Source organism: Devosia sp. MDV22-iso42, assembly GCF_058629155.1.
Genome location: NZ_JBZVWR010000015.1, coordinates 1 through 15,960, shown reverse-complemented (window position 1 = coordinate 15,960; position 15,960 = coordinate 1). Strand labels below are relative to the sequence as shown.

General features: G+C 62.6%; 13 protein-coding genes, 1 tRNA gene and 1 pseudogene. 8 read left to right on the top strand and 7 right to left on the bottom strand.

The features are described 5' to 3' along the window. Position 1: 1 nt before the first annotated feature. The 4 genes and pseudogenes from AC4NN3_RS17880 to tsaE all read left to right on the top strand — a co-directional run bounded on the left by AC4NN3_RS17880 (position 2) and on the right by tsaE (position 5,289). Positions 2 to 514 (top strand): annotated as a pseudogene (locus AC4NN3_RS17880) (DUF2937 family protein). A 92-nt stretch (positions 515 to 606) separates the two neighbouring features. Next, a complete protein-coding gene (ahcY, locus tag AC4NN3_RS17875; protein WP_491928443.1) occupies positions 607 to 2,007 on the top strand; it encodes an adenosylhomocysteinase in 1,401 nt (466 codons plus the stop codon). Between the two features lie 484 nt (positions 2,008 to 2,491). Next, positions 2,492 to 4,867, top strand: a complete 2,376-nt coding sequence (locus AC4NN3_RS17870) for a sensor histidine kinase (protein WP_491928442.1) — start codon at positions 2,492 to 2,494, stop codon at positions 4,865 to 4,867. Continuing rightward, entirely contained in the window at positions 4,867 to 5,289 is a 423-nt protein-coding gene (gene tsaE, locus AC4NN3_RS17865) for a tRNA (adenosine(37)-N6)-threonylcarbamoyltransferase complex ATPase subunit type 1 TsaE (RefSeq protein ID WP_491928441.1), read from the top strand. Before AC4NN3_RS17870 ends, tsaE begins: the two co-directional genes overlap by 1 nt. A 13-nt stretch (positions 5,290 to 5,302) precedes the next feature. Here tsaE and AC4NN3_RS17860 read toward each other — a convergent pair whose 3' ends face one another. Both AC4NN3_RS17860 and AC4NN3_RS17855 read right to left on the bottom strand, forming a co-directional pair. Then, a complete protein-coding gene (locus tag AC4NN3_RS17860) occupies positions 5,303 to 5,797 on the bottom strand; it encodes a cytochrome b (RefSeq protein WP_491928440.1) in 495 nt (164 codons plus the stop codon). 97 nt (positions 5,798 to 5,894) lie between these two features. Next, positions 5,895 to 6,719, bottom strand: coding sequence for a DUF1206 domain-containing protein (locus AC4NN3_RS17855; protein WP_491928439.1), 825 nt, complete (start codon positions 6,717 to 6,719; stop codon positions 5,895 to 5,897). 192 nt (positions 6,720 to 6,911) lie between these two features. Between AC4NN3_RS17855 and AC4NN3_RS17850 the strand changes: the two genes are divergently transcribed. Next, positions 6,912 to 7,208, top strand: coding sequence for a hypothetical protein (locus AC4NN3_RS17850; protein ID WP_491928438.1), 297 nt, complete (start codon positions 6,912 to 6,914; stop codon positions 7,206 to 7,208). A gap of 663 nt (positions 7,209 to 7,871) precedes the next feature. Here AC4NN3_RS17850 and AC4NN3_RS17845 read toward each other — a convergent pair. The 3 genes from AC4NN3_RS17845 to AC4NN3_RS17835 all read right to left on the bottom strand — a co-directional run bounded on the left by AC4NN3_RS17845 (position 7,872) and on the right by AC4NN3_RS17835 (position 10,436). Continuing rightward, positions 7,872 to 8,273 carry an OsmC family protein gene (locus tag AC4NN3_RS17845; protein ID WP_491928437.1) on the bottom strand — a complete coding sequence of 134 codons (402 nt, stop codon included), beginning with the start codon at positions 8,271 to 8,273 and terminating at the stop codon, positions 7,872 to 7,874. 178 nt (positions 8,274 to 8,451) lie between these two features. Continuing rightward, on the bottom strand, positions 8,452 to 9,291 hold the full coding sequence (locus AC4NN3_RS17840; protein ID WP_491928436.1) for a restriction endonuclease: 840 nt from the start codon (positions 9,289 to 9,291) through the stop codon (positions 8,452 to 8,454). A gap of 11 nt (positions 9,292 to 9,302) precedes the next feature. Further along, a complete protein-coding gene (locus tag AC4NN3_RS17835; RefSeq protein WP_491928435.1) occupies positions 9,303 to 10,436 on the bottom strand; it encodes a hypothetical protein in 1,134 nt (377 codons plus the stop codon). Positions 10,437 to 10,825: 389 nt separating this feature from the next. Between AC4NN3_RS17835 and AC4NN3_RS17830 the strand changes: the two genes are divergently transcribed. Further along, entirely contained in the window at positions 10,826 to 11,116 is a 291-nt protein-coding gene (locus AC4NN3_RS17830) for a GIY-YIG nuclease family protein (protein WP_491928434.1), read from the top strand. A gap of 93 nt (positions 11,117 to 11,209) precedes the next feature. On the opposite strand, the gene polA is transcribed toward AC4NN3_RS17830, so the two are convergent. Then, the gene (polA, locus tag AC4NN3_RS17825) at positions 11,210 to 14,131 is read right to left on the bottom strand and encodes a DNA polymerase I (RefSeq protein WP_491928433.1); all 2,922 of its coding nucleotides are present in this window, start codon (positions 14,129 to 14,131) and stop codon (positions 11,210 to 11,212) included. Positions 14,132 to 14,344: 213 nt separating this feature from the next. Here polA and AC4NN3_RS17820 point away from each other — a divergent pair, with 213 nt between their 5' ends. After that, positions 14,345 to 14,734, top strand: coding sequence for a response regulator (locus AC4NN3_RS17820; protein WP_491928432.1), 390 nt, complete (start codon positions 14,345 to 14,347; stop codon positions 14,732 to 14,734). Here the strand turns inward: AC4NN3_RS17820 and AC4NN3_RS17815 are convergent. Continuing rightward, positions 14,731 to 15,297: a transglycosylase SLT domain-containing protein gene (locus AC4NN3_RS17815; RefSeq protein WP_491928431.1), complete on the bottom strand. Its 567-nt coding sequence runs from the start codon at positions 15,295 to 15,297 to the stop codon at positions 14,731 to 14,733. The two genes, AC4NN3_RS17820 and AC4NN3_RS17815, sit on opposite strands and share 4 nt — an antisense overlap. Positions 15,298 to 15,559: 262 nt before the next feature. Here AC4NN3_RS17815 and AC4NN3_RS17810 point away from each other — a divergent pair. After that, positions 15,560 to 15,636, top strand: a tRNA-Arg gene (locus tag AC4NN3_RS17810). The last annotated feature ends 324 nt before the right edge of the window (positions 15,637 to 15,960 follow it).

Sequence of the window (15,960 nt, the reverse complement as noted above, 5' to 3'; positions counted from 1 at the left end):
CATGCGGCGGATGATTGCCGGAATCGGCGGCGCGGCGCTGGCCGTCATGCTCAGCCAGTTTCCCGAATATGCCCAGCAATATACCCAGCGCCTGGGCGGCGCGGTCGATGAATTGCGCGTCATCACCTAGGATTTCGACCGCAGCGCCCGTGTCGGCGGTCTCGATCGGATGCAGGCGCTGCAGCGCTATGGCGTGTCCAATGACACGTTCCTGGCCGAGCGCGGCACCGCCATGGCGGCCACTTTTGTGCGCTATGAGCAGCTCAGCGCCACCCTACTGCGCATCCAGAATGCCGATCCGGTGACCCGCCTGCAGTCGCTGCCCGCCTATCTCGACAGCGATATCGGCCGCCGCACGCTGGAAAACTACCAGCCCGCCGTGCCGGTGACCGCCGAGGGCATTCTCTATGCCGGGGGCGGTTTTCTCCTGGGCTATCTGGTGCTGTCGGCGCTTTGGCGCTTCTGCACCCTGCCGTTTCGCCGCCGCCGCCCGGTCTATCGAACCCTGGACTGAAAGGGGATATAAACGTATCTTTATGTCTCTGGTTGATCCGGCGGCCCGCCTTGCGTATAGCAGAGGCAACGCTAAACCCCCGGAGTCCACCCATGACCAGCCCATCGACCGACTATTCGGTCAAGGATATGTCCCTTGCCGCCTTTGGCCGCAAGGAACTCGATATCGCCGAGATCGAAATGCCCGGCCTGATGGCCATTCGTGCTGAATATGCAGCAAGCCAGCCGCTCAAGGGCGCCCGCATTGCCGGCAGCCTGCACATGACCGTCCAGACCGCCGTGCTGATCGAGACGCTGGTCGCGCTCGGCGCCCAGGTGCGCTGGGTCAGCTGCAACATTTTCTCGACCCAGGATCACGCTGCCGCGGCCATCGCCGCCGCCGGCATTCCGGTCTTTGCCCATAAGGGCGAGACACTGGAAGAATACTGGGACTTCACCGACCGCATGATGGATTGGCCGGGCACCACGCCCAACATGATCCTCGACGATGGCGGCGACGCCACCATGTATATCCTCAATGGCGCCAAGGCCGAGGTGGATCCGTCCTTCCTCGAAAAGCCCACCAATGAGGAAGAGGAAATCTTCTTTGCCACCATCAAGCGGCGCCTGGCCAAGTCGCCCGGCTTCTTCACCAAGATCCGCGACGCCATCCGCGGCGTGTCGGAAGAGACCACCACGGGCGTGATGCGCCTCTATCAGCTGCACGCCAAGGGCGAGCTGCCCTTCCCCGCCATCAACGTCAATGACTCGGTCACCAAGTCCAAGTTCGACAACAAGTATGGCACGCGTGAATCGCTGGTCGACGCCATCCGCCGCGGCACCGACGTCATGCTGGCCGGCAAGGTGGCCATCGTCTGCGGCTTTGGCGATGTCGGCAAGGGCAGCGCGGAATCGCTGCGCGGCGCCGGCGCCCGCGTGCTGGTCACCGAAGTCGACCCGATCTGCGCCCTGCAGGCCGCCATGGAAGGCTTTGAGGTCGTCACCCTGGCCGAAGCTGCCCACCGCGCCGACATCGTCGTCACCGCCACCGGCAACCGCGACGTGCTGATGGTCGATGACATGCGCAAGCTCAAGGACATGGCCATTGTCTGCAATATCGGCCATTTCGACAATGAGATCGACGTGCTCGGCCTGCGCAACTTCAAGTGGACCAACGTCAAGCCCCAGGTCGACCTGATCGAAAAGCCCGATGGCAGCCGCCTGATCCTGCTGTCGGAAGGCCGCCTGGTCAATCTGGGCAATGCCACCGGCCACCCCAGCTTTGTCATGAGCGCTTCCTTCGCCAACCAGACCCTGGCGCAGATCGAACTCTGGACCAATGGCCAGAACCTCGAAAAGAAGGTGCATGTGCTGCCCAAGCACCTCGACGAAAAGGTCGCCGAACTGCACCTGGCCAAGCTGGGCGCCAAGCTCACCGTGCTGACCAAGGAACAGGCGGACTATATCGGCGTCAGCCAGACCGGCCCGTTCAAGTCGGGCGAATACCGCTACTAGGCGCCGCCTGGCCTGCCTGTCTATTGGTGCCCGCGACTTCGGTCGCGGGCACATCTGTTGTGGCATATTCTTCCTGCCATTCGGGCATAGCCCTCATGGCCTTCTCGCCTCAAATCGCTCCACCGGAGCGATTTTCCAGTGACGGCTCGAAGTTGCTGTTTCGTTCTCCGGTCAAGCCCCGATATCGATAGTTTGCCTATCAAGCTTGGGCATTAAGACTCTTTTAGGCGATTCCCCGTGCCGCTATGGTCAAGGTGATTCGGCTGGTGGGGGACACACAGTCGATCCGGAAATGACCAGGCCTGATTTTGGCCGTTTACGTCCTTCCGTTGTAGTGATGCGTACCGGCTCTTTGCGGCGCCGGACTGGCAACAAATCAACTTGACCTAGAGGGCAGCGCATGGCGCCGGATCACTTCCGGAAGCATTGGGGATTCGCACTACTCGCGACAGCCCCTCTTACCTTGCTCACGGCGGTTCCCGCTTTGGCCCAGGGTACACAGGCGGCAAGCTTCGCCGGTGCAGCCCCTCTCGCCATCGCCGCCGGTGCCGGAGCCTTCGCCCTGCTCGCCATGGCTGTCATTCGCACCACCCTGGCCGACGGCAAGGCCGCCCGCCGCAAGGCCGCCGAACAGATTGCCGGCCTGCGCGCTTTGGTCGATGAATATGAAGCCCTGCTGTCGGGCACGCGGGAAGTCACCGTGCTTTGGGCCGACGAGAGTGAACCCAAGCTGCTGGGCCAGGCGGCATCCGTGCTGCCCGTTGGCCGGCAGCCCGAAAGCGTGCTCAATTTCCAGAGCTGGCTCATCGATGCCGATGCCGACCGGCTGGCCCGCCTGCTCGAAGACCTGCGCGTCTATGGCCATGCCTTTACCGTCAGCCTCACCGCGCTGGACGGAAGGCTGATCCGCGCCAATGGCTGGGTGCTGGGCGGCGGCACGGCCATGCGCCTGCGCCCCGCCTATCTGCAGCCGGGGGCCGAGCCCAATCTGGTCGCGGCGGCCGCCACCGGCGATCTCTCCAGTGTCCGCGCCATTCTGGCCACGCTGACCAAGCCGGCCTTTGCCCGCGATGCCCAGGACCGGCTGGTCTATGCCAACCAGGCCTATCTTGAGCTGGCTCATGCCTTGGGCAAGTCCGGCACCGAGACGGCGCCGCCCGAACTGCTCGAGCCGGCCAGACTGCGCGAACACCTGCGCGCCTGCGATGCCACCGACCAGCCCGTGCCGATGCCGCTGGCCTGGGAGCGCCACGGCGCCTATGAACTGGTCGAATTTCCCGTCACCGGCGGTCGTGCCGGCCTGCTGCGCCCGACCCAGGATCAGGCGGGCAGCGCCGGCGCCGATGCGCTGGCCCATATCAGCGGCATCATCGATACGCTGGCCACCCCAATTGCCATTTTCAACGCCCGGCGCGAGCTGATCCAGTTCAACCAGGCCTATGTGAACCTGTGGAACCTCAGCAGCGGCTTCCTGACGCTGGGGCTGGACGAGCGGGCCATTCTCGACAAGCTGCGCACCGAGGGCATGCTGCCGGCCCAGGTCAATTACCACACCTGGCGCGACACCCATCTGGAAGCCTATAGCCGTACCGAGCCCTTCGAGGACGAGCCCTGGCATCTGCCCGATGGTCGCACCATCAAGGTGATCTCGGCCCCCGCCGGCTCGACCGGCGGCGTCATCTACGTCTTTGACGACATTACCGAGCGCCTCAAGCTGGAATCGACCAACAAGGCCTTCTCCAATGTGCAGCGCGAAACCATCAATTCGCTCTCCGAGGCCGTGGCCGTGTTTGGCACCAATGGCAGGCTGACCCTGTCCAATCCGCGGCTGTCGGCGCTGTGGAAACTGCCCATGAACGAGCTGGGCAAGAACCCCCATATCGACCAGATCGCCGAGGCCAGCGGCAAGGCCATTCCCGAGGACGGCGCCAGCATCTGGCGTGACCTCAAGCGCGGCATCATCGACCTCAATCCCACCCGCTCCGACCAGACCGGGCGCATCAACCGCTCTGACGGCCGCCTGCTCGACTATGCCATTACCCGCCTGCCCGACGGGCAGACCATGATGACCTTTCTCGACGTCACCGAAAGCGCCTCCTATTCGCGCGTGCTCAAGGAGCGCAATGACGCCCTGGTCGCCGCCGACGTGCTCAAGGACGCCTTCGTGGAAAACGTCTCCTATGAGCTGCGCTCGCCCCTGACCAATATCATCGGCTTTGCCGAAATGCTGGCCACCGATGCCGGCCCGCTCAACCAGCGCCAGAGCGCCTATGTCGACTATATCCGCGCCTCCTCGGTGACGCTGGGCGTGCTGATCGACAATATCCTGGACCTCGCCTCGGTCGATGCCGGCATTGCCGAACTGCGCCCCGAACGGCTCGACGTGCACAAGCTGGTCGACAATGCCCGGGCGGGGCTCTCGGCCAGTTTCCCTGAAATCTCGGGCGAAAAGCCGATCAACCTGGTGGTCGAGATCGATCCCGATCTGCCGCCCTTCATCGCCGACGGCACCCGTATCGTGCAGGTGCTCTACAACCTGCTTTCCAATGCCGCCCGCTTCTCCCCGCCCGGCGGCGAGATCAAGCTGACCATTGCCCCGCGCGGCGATCGCATGCTGTTCGTCATCGAGGATGAGGGCCCGGGCCTCACCGACGAGATGAAATCGGCCATCCTGACCCGGCTCGACAATACCGGCGCCAGCGGCGGCCGCCAGCGCGGCGCCGGCCTGGGCCTGGCCATCGTCAAGACCTTCGTCAACCTGCATGGCGGCACCATCAGCGCCGAACGCCGCGAACCACGCGGGTCGCGTATCACCGTCAACCTGCCGCGTGACAGCTCGATGTCCGCCGTTGCCGAATAATGCCGGGCATCTTCCTGCCCGATGACGACGCCACCGCAGCGCTCGGCGCCACGCTGGCGGCCGAACTGCAGCCCGGCGACCTGGTGCTGCTCGAGGGTGATCTGGGGGCTGGCAAGTCAGCCCTGGCGCGCGCCATCATCCGCAGCCTGGCCGGCGATCCCGACCTTGAGGTCCCCTCGCCGACCTTTGCCTTGGTGCAACCCTATGAAACCGCAAAAGGCCCGGTGCTGCATGCCGATCTCTACCGGCTGGGCGATGCCCGCGAGATCGACGAGCTCGGGCTGCGCGACAATCCGGCCGCCATCGTGCTGGTCGAATGGGCCACCCGCGCCCCCGAACTGGCGGCAGACGCCACGCTGGTGGTGAGCCTGGCCATACCGCCCGGCGGGCAAGGGCGGCTGGCGACGGTGCGCCAGCCCTAGACCCAGGCGCCGGCTACAGCGCCCGGTCCGGCACGGCCATGCGGCGCAGCACGCCGGTGCGGAACCAGAACTGCTGCACCAGCGCCCCGGCGACATGCAGGCCGATCAGCGGCAGGAAGGCCAGCTGGATATAGACATGAGCCACGGCGGCGGGACCGACCTGACCGAACCAGGCGGCCAGGCCGCTCAGCGGCAGGATGAACAGCAGCGCGTAAAACACCAGATGGACGCCATTGGCGAGGGCTGTCAGCAGCGGCGGCTGTCCGGCCGGATGGGCGGGCGCGCCATGGCGCAGCCGGAGCACCACGCGCCAGATCGCCAGCACCAGGATGGCGATGCCGGCTAGGATATGGGGCAGGGGATTGGCGCCCTCGGCCACCCCGCCCTGACTGACGATCCAGGCATTTTCCATGCCGGTATGCACAAAGAGCTGGAACAGCACCAGGGCGGCGATGACCCAGTGCAGGATGATATGGGTACGGGAATATCCCGCGGTTTGGCTGGCCATGCTGACGCTCCGGTCCAAGCGGCACGACGCGCCGCATCCCCTTTACATGGCGATCTGCATGCAATCCTGCAAGGCGGCCCCGGCTTGTCAGAGTGCGCTACAGCCGGGCGGCGGCCGCCCGCACATCGGCCATGCCCGGCGCATCGACATGGCGATACAGCCCCTGGATGATCGAATAGGCGCCAAAGGCCACCAGACCCAGGGCCAGCAGCCCATAGAGCCAGGCGCCGAAGGGCAGGCCGCGCATATAGGCCAGTGCCTCGGCCGTGCCGCCGGCCTGTTCGGGCGAGACGGTAAACGCCGCATAGAGCAGAAAGCCTCCCACAATGGCGAACACCACGCCGCGCGCCGCCAGGCCAAACATGCAGACCTTGTCCATCCAGCCGGCCTGGGCCGGTGGCAGCGCCAGGCGCTTGCGATAGCCATGGCTGGCGCCATACCAGATCTGCGTGACCCCCGCGGCGATCACCCCCAGACCGACAAGGCCCAGCAGCCAGACGCCGAACGGCTGCTGCAGCAGCCAGGCCGAAGCTTCTTCCTCGCCGCTGCCACCCTCCCCGCCGCCGCCCATAGGCAAGGCCAGCCGCGCGGCGCTGAGGGCGAGGAAAAGATTGCCGCCGGCGCTGATCAGCTGGCCGACCCGCGGGCCAAAACCCTTGATATTGTCGGGTCGATTGTCGGCATTGAGCAGGCCCTGCGCCAGCTTCCAGCCGACATAGCCAAACAGCCCCACCGCCACCAGCCCCAGCAATATCCGCCCGAAGGGCAGACCCAGCAGGCTCGACAGGGCGTCCGATGAGCCCTCGGCATCGCTGCCGCCCCAGAGCGAAGAGGCCAAAGCCAGCCCGCCCAGCAGCAGATAGACGACGCCGCGCGCCATATAGCCGCCGCGGGCCAGGGTTTCGAACTTGTTGGCAGGCATGGGGGCGCTCCTTGTTGGCAAGGCAACGGTCGGAAGCGCTGTCGCGTTCCCGCCACCGGCCCGCCCCGCGCGCGCGGCGCACGCTGTCCCGCTCTGGCACGCCGGTTAACCCCGCCTTAACCATGCCGGCAGCGCCACGGATCGAACCATCAGGCCGGTGCATTGGATTTGTCTCAAATGCGAGGCAATGCCATGTCCATCCCCAACGCCGTCTCCAACCAGACCATGCCCGACGATCTTGTCGCCGAATTCCTCGATCTGGCGCGCTCGGCCAATATCCATTTCGACATCGTCAACGACCGGCTGCATATGCGGGCGGTCAATCCCAACTGGGTGATGTGGAAACCCTGCCGGCACCTGCTCGACGAGATCGGCCAGGCCCGCATCGAGGCTTTTGTCCGCAGCCAGGCCACCGAGCAGCAGGCCGTGGCCCGCTGGACCCATGCCAGCGCCGAACGGCTGCACCTGGCGGTCGAGGCCATGCGCTAAACCCTGCCCGCAGGCCAAGGCCCCGGCCGGCGCTGGGCGCCACCGGTTTCGGACCTAAGGGCAGACGCTGCGTGGGCGAGGGTTTCCCCGCGCGGTTGGTCCGCAGGTCAAAGGGTGAGGATAGCCTCGCCCACGCGCCGGGTGTGGCGCGCCGCGGCCGGAAGGGGCGGGCTTATCGACGCAAGGGTCGCCCGTCACCGCTGAGGCCCCTGTTTGCTGACGCTTCCCGCCGCACATGGCGAGAGGGAAAGTCGGGCCCCGTCAGTCACCAGGCGCAACAGCACCCGGCGGCGGTCAATTCAGCCTGCTGCCCACCTTGGAAACAGCAGACCCCATCCGGCCGGGCCCGGCGGACGGCGACCCGTCCTGCCACCCGGCCTGTCCCGGCTTCACTCGTCATGATCGCGTCCCGCCGGGGCAATGGCGCCATTATGCGCCCCGGCCCGGGGGCGGGGATTAATCTTTGGCGCGGCGCGTTCAGCCAGATGCCACAATTGTCAGTCAACGGTCACCACTATGAACCCATGATGTTGGATTCCTGAACGCGGCGAGCCGTGATGAACGGTTCTTGCCGTCACATAGGATTCGATCTCTCGCCGCCGATTGGGCCAATTGGTTAGCATCTGGTGACCCGTTTCGGTCGCCGGCGGCGTCCCCCTGTCCTCAGCCCCGCGCCACCGTGCCGGTAAGGCTGACGGCGCCGGCCAGGGTGTTGGAAATGGTGCCATATTTGCGCACATTGGTATGCAGCAGCTCCAGCCGATGGTCGCTCTCTGGCGTGACCACGACCAGTTCATAGCTTATGGCGGTGAGTTTTGGCGGCGCATCCTGCCGCTCGGCGACCAGCGTCACCGTCACCCCGGAAAAATCGAACTTCAGCATCGGCGCCGACCGCTCCACCCCCTTGATGATGCAGGCGGCAAGGCTGGCCAGCAGCAGTTCCACCGGATTGAGCGCATCCGTGCGCCCCGCCAGCGAGGTATCCAGCACCACCAGCGCCTCGCGAACCCCGGCAATGCTGCCATTGGCGTCATCGCGGCGGGCGGAAATGGTGTAGCTGCGCATAGTGGGTCTCCCGGTGGTGGTGAGGGGAGATTAGCGCGGCGGGAGGGGGAGGGTGTTGATCGAGCGCAAGGATGGCGCTTGCGCGTTATTCCTTCGCTAATCTGCCTTGACCGCTCAGGACACCGTGTGCCTGGATCAGCGTACAAATCAAAGCGCAGGTCTCATATTTTAAGAGCTACTAGATTCGGAGCTCGGGAAGCCAATCAACAAGAGAGTTTGTGATCGTCGGATCAAAATTCCGAGATGTACAAATAACGTGTGCCAGTTCAGACCCGTCGCTCAATAATATCCCATTGTCGCGGGCGTAATCTACAGACCCAGACTGAAAGCCATGCAGGCCAAGCACCCAACCAGATATTGTTCCGTCAGCTGACCAAAACCAGTCAGGTATGAGGCTGGATATCCTGCTCGACCTAGTGCGCACCAAATTCAAAGTGTCACACATGACCTGTATCTTATCTCTAGATACCTTTGTCTCGTACTTCTTCGCCTGAATTATAACTTTGTGATTTAAGTCATTTCTTCTGAACAGACCAAAGCTCGAATAACTGTCAAAAATAGCCAGACCATCAATCCCAAAATCGTTGGATCTCTCCGTTACATGAAACTTCGGTACCCTCCCGTAGCGACTAAGGGCTACGATGAGCCTCTCAAACTGGTCATCCTTCAATGCTTGCATTTGCCGAAAAATCTCTGGTCGACGACGCAACCTGATTTTTCTCCACCGTTCCGCATGTCCGTCTGTCGCTTTAATTTTTAGCTCGGACCAAGTAATTTCCTGATTGATATCATCGAAACGAAAATATGGGGTGACGCCAGAATATCCCCATTTTTCCGACCGAACCTTCAACTTGGCGCCATATCCATTTGACCTCGATGCGGCCTTTTTCTCTGCAACGGATGCGTCGTCGCCGCAAACGGTAACGAAATACTCCGTTAGAAACTCAATGAAAGGCTTCGGCTCCTCTTGGAAATCCAATGAAGTAATAAATCTAACGATATCTTCAATATCTGACACGCGCTTGTCCGCTAGCTCGCAAATTCGATCGCTTCTTTCAGGGACTTAATTAGGGTGTCAAATCTAGCTTTAAGTTCTGCATCCCGTACAATTTTGATGGGCAAATTGAGAAGAACATCAGAGCACTTTTCGATCTGGGAGAATATCTCGTCAGAGGTCGCTGATTTCTTCTCCTTTTCATACTCCTCGTAGATTGCAGCGTTATAAGCGCCTTCCACATCCGCGCTACCAGATCGAAAGCGCATGAAGTTAGCATTGCTGTTCCCAATCAAATAACTCAGTTGCCTCAAGTCGTCGCGTGTTGAGATTCTTCTCTTCTCCCAGTCTCCGAATTCAGGAGTTTCATCGGGAAGGCCTTCTGTCTCTTTACCTCTTGGGTAAAACCAGCCAATAAATTCGTTAAGATTGCTGGAATTCTCAAATTTTTGCTTATTTTCCGACCATCCCAGCCAGTCCTTCATCGCGATACTGCTTCTACCAAATAATTCCTGTAAATACGGATATATTTGTTCGTTTATTTCTTGTGTGTAGTCTGTTTCTTCGGTCGCTTGCATGAAGGCACGATAACCTCTAGCCCATTGCCCTGCGCCGTGAGGAGTTAGGCCGAACCGTTTTCCAACTTCCGTAAGCGAGAGGCCGCCTTCTTCCATTTGTTCGACCAGCAAGCGAGCCTTGTGGTAGGATGACCAGTCGTTAATTCCAGAAATATGCCTAAGTCCCTGAAATAGCCAAGAAGCATCGGTGTCTGTCCCAGTATAGACTAGGCAGGGTATATCTACCAAGCTGTCCTTCACGTCTACAGAGACGTTAAACCCCGACAGTATCTGCTCACTCAAAGATTTGGCGGCCGCTATTCTTCGGTTGCCCTCAAGCACAATAAATTGTGTATCGTCAATTCGTCTCACAACAATGCGGTCGATGGGCAGATATCCATTAATTTCCATATTTAGTCGAAGTTTGTCGGCGCCGTGAGCTTTAAGCAAATTATCAGCAATTTTCTTCTGAAAAACCTCGTCACTTGCTCCGGAATCAGGAATGGTTAGTGATTTTTTCGTGATAAACCTGGGGTTATTTGGGTCGAGTAGAAGGTCTGTCAGCTTAATTTCACTGGCGGTAAGATATTTGCCGATCGCTTCCAATTTCATGCCCCATTGTTCGCAGTAGTGCAGTAGAGTTAGTGCGCCTTCTCCCAGTCCCCGGTTAGGCGCACGACTGGCAAGACGCCGCAAATAAGCTGCAACATCGCCAGTATAGAGCCCTCGGGTCAAGCCCGAGGGTGACGCTCGGTGGGGGTGGAGCTATTTTGCCTCTTGTATCAGGCCTAACAGTGACGCGCGGTGGGTGGGTTAGACGGGTGACGCTGCCCTCCCTCACGATGTGCGAGCTTCTGCGCTACCTTTCTCGCTGAGCTCAGTTAGCAACGCGGTCGCCGTTGGTGCTGCACGACATTCAGTGCTTTGCTCTTCTTTCCCAAAACCCCCAGATCGTCACCCTCGGGCTTGACCCGAGGGCTCTGCACTTTCAGGATTTGGGCATGGGTGGATATACCTACATCATGGCCGACATGCGCAGGGGACGGACCTATATTGGCGTCACCAATGATGTGGCGCGCCGGGCCTATGAGCATCGCGAGGGCCTGGTCGAGGGCTATACCAAGAAGAACAAGCTCAAGCGGCTCGTCTATTACGAATTCCACGACGACATCAGAAATGCCATCCAGCGCGAGAAGTCGCTCAAGCGCTGGTTTCGCCAATGGAAGGACGCGCTGATCGAGGAGCGTAATCCGGACTGGGATGATCTCTGGGATGAGGTCAGCCGGTTGTGAGGGGAGGCGACATCGTTAGTGTAGAGCCCTCGGGTCAAGCCCGAGGGTGACGAGCGGTGGGTGGGTGACACCGAGGTGCCACCCCGCACACAGCTAGTGCGCTTCGTCCCAGTTCCCCGCCGCATGGGCATCCACCTGGATCGGCACGGTCAGGCGCACGGCCGGCTCCGCCGCGCCTTCCATCACCCGCTTGATCACGGGAATCGCGTCATTCTCCGTCCCCAGCGGCACTTCGAAGATCAGTTCGTCATGCACCTGGAGCAGCATGTCGGCCTCGATGCCTGCTTTCTTCAGTTCCGGCTCCATGCGGATCATGGCGCGGCGGATGATGTCGGCGGCTGAGCCCTGGATGGGGGCGTTGATGGAGGCGCGTTCGACAAAGGCGCGTTCGCTCGGATTGTGCGACTTGGCATTGGGGAAGTTGATGCGGCGACCAAAGAGCGTCGTCACATGGCCGTCTTCCTTCACCTTGCGGCGCTGCTCGGCCATGTAGTCGGCAATGCCGGGGAAGCGCTCGAAATAGGTCTTGATATAGTCGCCCGCCTCGCCGCGGCCGATGCCCAGCTGATTGGCAAGGCCAAAGGCGGAAATGCCATAGATGATGCCGAAATTGATCGCCTTGGCGCGGCGGCGCACATCGCTGGGCATGCCCTCCACGGGCACGCCGAACATTTCCGATGCCGTCATGGCATGAATGTCGAGGCCCTCCTCGAAAGCGTCTTTCAGCGCCTGGATATCGGCAATATGGGCGAGGACGCGCAGCTCGATCTGGCTGTAATCGGCTGAGACCAGGATCTTGCCGGGCGCGGCGACAAAGGCGGAGCGGATTTTGCGCCCGTCTTCGGTGCGGACGGGAATGTTCTGCAGGTTGGGATCGTTGGAGCTGAGGCGACCGGTGAGCACCGAATGCTGGGAATAGGTGGTGTGGACCCGGCCGGTGCGCGCATTGATATAGGCGGGCAGGGCATCGGTATAGGTGCTGCGCAGCTTGTTGAGCTGGCGCCAGTCGACAATGGTGCGCGCCAGCGGCACGCCCTTGAGCGCGAGGTCTTCGAGCACATCGGCGCCGGTGGCCCAGGCGCCGGTCTTGGTCTTGGTGCCGCCCTCGAGCCCCATCTTGTCAAAGAGGATTTCGCCCAGCTGCTTGGGGGAGCCGAGGTTGAAGCTCTGCCCGGCCAGCTCATAGGCCTCGGCCTCAAAGCCCGCGGCGCGCTGGGCGAACTCACCGGACAGGCGGCTGAGGATGGAGCGATCGACATTGACGCCGCGCGCTTCCATGCGGGCCAGCACGGGCGCCAAAGGCCGCTCGATGGTTTCGTAGAGCGCCGTCATGTTTTCGGCGACGAGGCGCGGCTTGAGCACCTGCCAGAGGCGCATGGTCATGTCGGCGTCCTCGGCGGCATAGCGCGCCGCCTCGGCAATCGGCACCTGGGCGAAGGTGCGCTGGCTCTTGCCCGAGCCGAGCAGCTCGCGGATCGACTGGCCGGCAAAGCCCAGCCAGTGCTCGCCCAGCTCGCCCATGGTGTTGAACTGCGGCCCGTCCAGCGCATAGCTCAGGAGAAGCGTGTCATCGATGGATTTGACCGGCACGTCATAGCGCGCCAGCATCCCGAGGTCATATTTGCCATTGTGGAAGATCTTGAGGATCGACGGATCGGCAAAGAGGGGCTTCAGCATGTTGAGCGCGAGCCGGATATCCATCTGGCCCTCGCTGGGACCGCCGCCGCCAAAGATATCGGCCGCGCCCTCATTGTGGCCGAGCGGCAGATAGGCGCCGGTGCCCGGGGCGATGGAGAAGGAGAGACCGACGAGGTCCGCGGTCTGGTTGTCGAGCCCGGTGGTCTCGGTATCGGTGGCGACAAAGCCGGTCATCTCGATGGCGTCGATCCAGCGCTGCAGCGCCGGTGCGTCGCGGATGATCTCGTAATCTTCCGGCTTGAAGGCAATGGCGCGCACCCGGGCATGCTCGGCGGCCGCATGGGCGACCGGGGCGGCATTGGACCGGCCGGAAGCCTCGTGGCGGGCAGCGCGGCTTTCGGCGCGGGCGGCATTGTCAAAGCCCACCGCGCCCGGCGCCACCTTGGCGGCATGGGCCGGATCGGCCGGGAAATCGTCGGGATTGGCGTCGAGCAGCCCGGCCAGCCGCTTGGTGATGGTGGCGAACTCCATCGCCTTGAGGAAGGGGAAGAGGTTGCCCGGCTCCATCGGCTGGCGCAGCAGGGCGTCGAGATCGAGCTCGACCGGCACATCCTGGCTGAGGGTGACGAGGCGTTTCGAGACCAGCGCCAGTTCCGCATTGGCCTTGAGCTTTTCGCGCCGGGCATTCTGCTTGATCTCGTCGGCATGGGCGAGGAGGTTTTCCACCGTGCCATATTGATTGATCAGCTCGGCCGCCGTCTTGACGCCGATGCCGGGCACGCCGGGGACATTGTCGACGCTGTCGCCGCACAGCGCCTGCACCTCGATGACCTTGTCGGGCGTGACGCCGAACTTGGTGAAGACCTCCTCCATGCCGATCCAGCGCAAAGGCGGCTGGCCGGGGCGCGGAATGGTGTCGAGCATGCGGATGGAGCCATCCGGCTCGATCAGCTGCATCATGTCCTTGTCGGAGGAGACGATGGTGGCCTTGCCGCCGGCTTTTTTGGCCATGGAGGCGTAGGTGGCGATGATATCATCGGCCTCCCAGCCCTCCATTTCGATCGAGGGAATGGAAAAGGCGCGGGTGGCGGCGCGGGTCAGCGGAAATTGCGGCACCAGCTCCACCGGCGCCGGCGGGCGCTGCGCCTTGTAGTCGGGATAGAAATCGTCGCGAAAGGTCTTGCCGGAATGATCGAAGATCACCGCCATATGGGTGGGCGCGTCCTCGCCCTTGAGGTCTTCGGTCAGCTTGAACAGCATGTTGCAGAAGCCCTGCACGCAGCCCACGGGCAGCCCGTCCGACTTGCGGTTGAGCTGGGGCAGGGCATGGAAGGCGCGGAAGATATAGGCCGAGCCGTCGACGAGCAGCAGATGCATGTGGGGCGATTCCAAGCGGGTGAGTGGCGCCGACTTTAGGCCAGTTTGCCCGCCGCCAAAAGACCTCGCTGCCCGGAACCGGGGCACAAGCTGCCGCGTTGTGGGGGCAATCGTTGACGTTGGGCCGCTCTGTGCCTGCGACCCATCGTAATTGGGCCGTTATTTTGCGTTACGCGCGTCCGGAGAATGAGAGTGCCGCCAGAGGGTTTGCCGATGAACAGTCCCACCAGCAAGGCCGCCACGATTCTGGTGGTCGATGACGATGCGCTGATCAACATGAACGCTGTCGACATGCTCGAGCAGCTGGGCCACACCGCCATCGAGGCCTATTCCGGCGCCGAGGCGCTCAAGATCCTTGCCAGCGACCGGGCCATCGACCTGCTGATCACCGACTATGCCATGCCCGGCATGAACGGGGTGGAACTGGCCGAGCAGGCGCGCCAGCTGCGGCCAGGCCTCGCCGTGGTGCTGGCCACCGGCTATTCCGAACTGCCCAGCGGCGCCCAGATCGACCTGCCGCGCCTCAGCAAACCCTATCAGCAGGCGGACCTGGCCAACCAGCTGCTGCTGCTGCTCAACGAGCAGGCGCCGGCCACCAGCTAGCGCAGGCCGGCTTTCTGCAACAGGCCGGCGCGCTTGGCGTCGTAATAGTAGCCGCTGGCATAAAAGCGCACCGAGCGATCGTAATTGCCGCCGGCCGTGACATAGGCGCCGGCGAGATAGCGCACGGCATAGCGCAGATTGGTTTCAGCATCGAGCAGGCCGCCCGGCGCGCCGCGATAGCCCATGCCGCTGGCGGTGGCGTGGCTGATCTGCATCAGCCCGTAATAGGGCCCGTTGCGGGCGCCCGCATTGTAATTGCTCTCGCGCACGATGATGCGCCGCACCAGGTCCTCCGGCACGGCATATTCATGCGCGTAATGCCGGATCAGGCTGTCCATCGAGCCTTCGGTATAGCCCAAAGCCGAGGCAGCCATCGGCACTGCGCTGGCCTTGGGCACATGGCCGGCCGGTGTGCTGGGCGCAGCAAAGGCGGCCAAAGCCGCGCTGGCGCCGCCGGGCGCCGGCTTGATGCCGCTCATCGAGCAGCCCGAAACCAGCAGGGCCAGCACCAGGCTCGCGCCGAGCCCCAGCGGAGCCCGATATCGTGTGGTGTGCGTTGTCATGGCCCAGCCTTACGCTATTTTCACTGCTGGCGCGATAGGGCCCAATCGGGGCAGCTTGATGGCAGAGCCGGCGAGGGCGGCGCTTTGGCCCGGAGGCGGGCCGGCTTGCGGCGGGAACGGCTGCCAAGGGGTGGCCCGCGGTGAGCAAGAGAACCGGGTTTTCCCGCCCGGCAAACAAAACGTGCCAACCCCGTTGCGCGGATCACCGGCTTTGGCTAGTTTGCGCCCGTTCAGCCGGGGGCCTCGCCCCCGCTTCACGGATGCACCCGTAGCTCAGCTGGATAGAGCGCTGCCCTCCGAAGGCAGAGGCCGGGGGTTCGAATCTCTCCGGGTGCACCAATAATCTCAACGGTTTGGCCGTTTCCCTCAGAACGGAGGGTATCGGAAGCTCACAAGTTTCTCACAGCCACAAAACTGAGGGCTGGCGACATTGGGTACGGTGCAGGCCGTAAAGCTTGGGCGGGCGCCAGCCCTTTGGATCGGCGTCGGCACTGACACTTCGGGGCGCTGTTCAACCTTTTCTCGTGAAGCTGCCAGCCTGCCACCGGCCCCATTTCCGCCATCCAGCAGGATCCGATGAACGGCCGAAACGGGGCCGCTTGCGGACGGGCAGCTTCTCTATCGCGGTTTGTGTCAAGGGGCGCGCCGCGTCATCTGCCGCCG

Bases quoted from the DNA above. Each gene is read 5' to 3' on its own strand.
- AC4NN3_RS17835 (WP_491928435.1), bottom strand. From the start codon at position 10,436: ATGAAATTGGAAGCGATCGGCAAATATCTTACCGCCAGTGAAATTAAG.
- AC4NN3_RS17830 (WP_491928434.1), top strand. From the start codon at position 10,826: ATGGGTGGATATACCTACATCATGGCCGACATGCGCAGGGGACGGACC.
- AC4NN3_RS17855 (WP_491928439.1), bottom strand. From the start codon at position 6,719: ATGCCTGCCAACAAGTTCGAAACCCTGGCCCGCGGCGGCTATATGGCG.
- ahcY (WP_491928443.1), top strand. From the start codon at position 607: ATGACCAGCCCATCGACCGACTATTCGGTCAAGGATATGTCCCTTGCC.
- AC4NN3_RS17845 (WP_491928437.1), bottom strand. From the start codon at position 8,273: ATGCGCAGCTACACCATTTCCGCCCGCCGCGATGACGCCAATGGCAGC.
- AC4NN3_RS17815 (WP_491928431.1), bottom strand. From the start codon at position 15,297: ATGACAACGCACACCACACGATATCGGGCTCCGCTGGGGCTCGGCGCG.
- AC4NN3_RS17820 (WP_491928432.1), top strand. From the start codon at position 14,345: ATGAACAGTCCCACCAGCAAGGCCGCCACGATTCTGGTGGTCGATGAC.
- AC4NN3_RS17850 (WP_491928438.1), top strand. From the start codon at position 6,912: ATGTCCATCCCCAACGCCGTCTCCAACCAGACCATGCCCGACGATCTT.
- AC4NN3_RS17860 (WP_491928440.1), bottom strand. From the start codon at position 5,797: ATGGCCAGCCAAACCGCGGGATATTCCCGTACCCATATCATCCTGCAC.
- tsaE (WP_491928441.1), top strand. From the start codon at position 4,867: ATGCCGGGCATCTTCCTGCCCGATGACGACGCCACCGCAGCGCTCGGC.
- polA (WP_491928433.1), bottom strand. From the start codon at position 14,131: ATGCATCTGCTGCTCGTCGACGGCTCGGCCTATATCTTCCGCGCCTTC.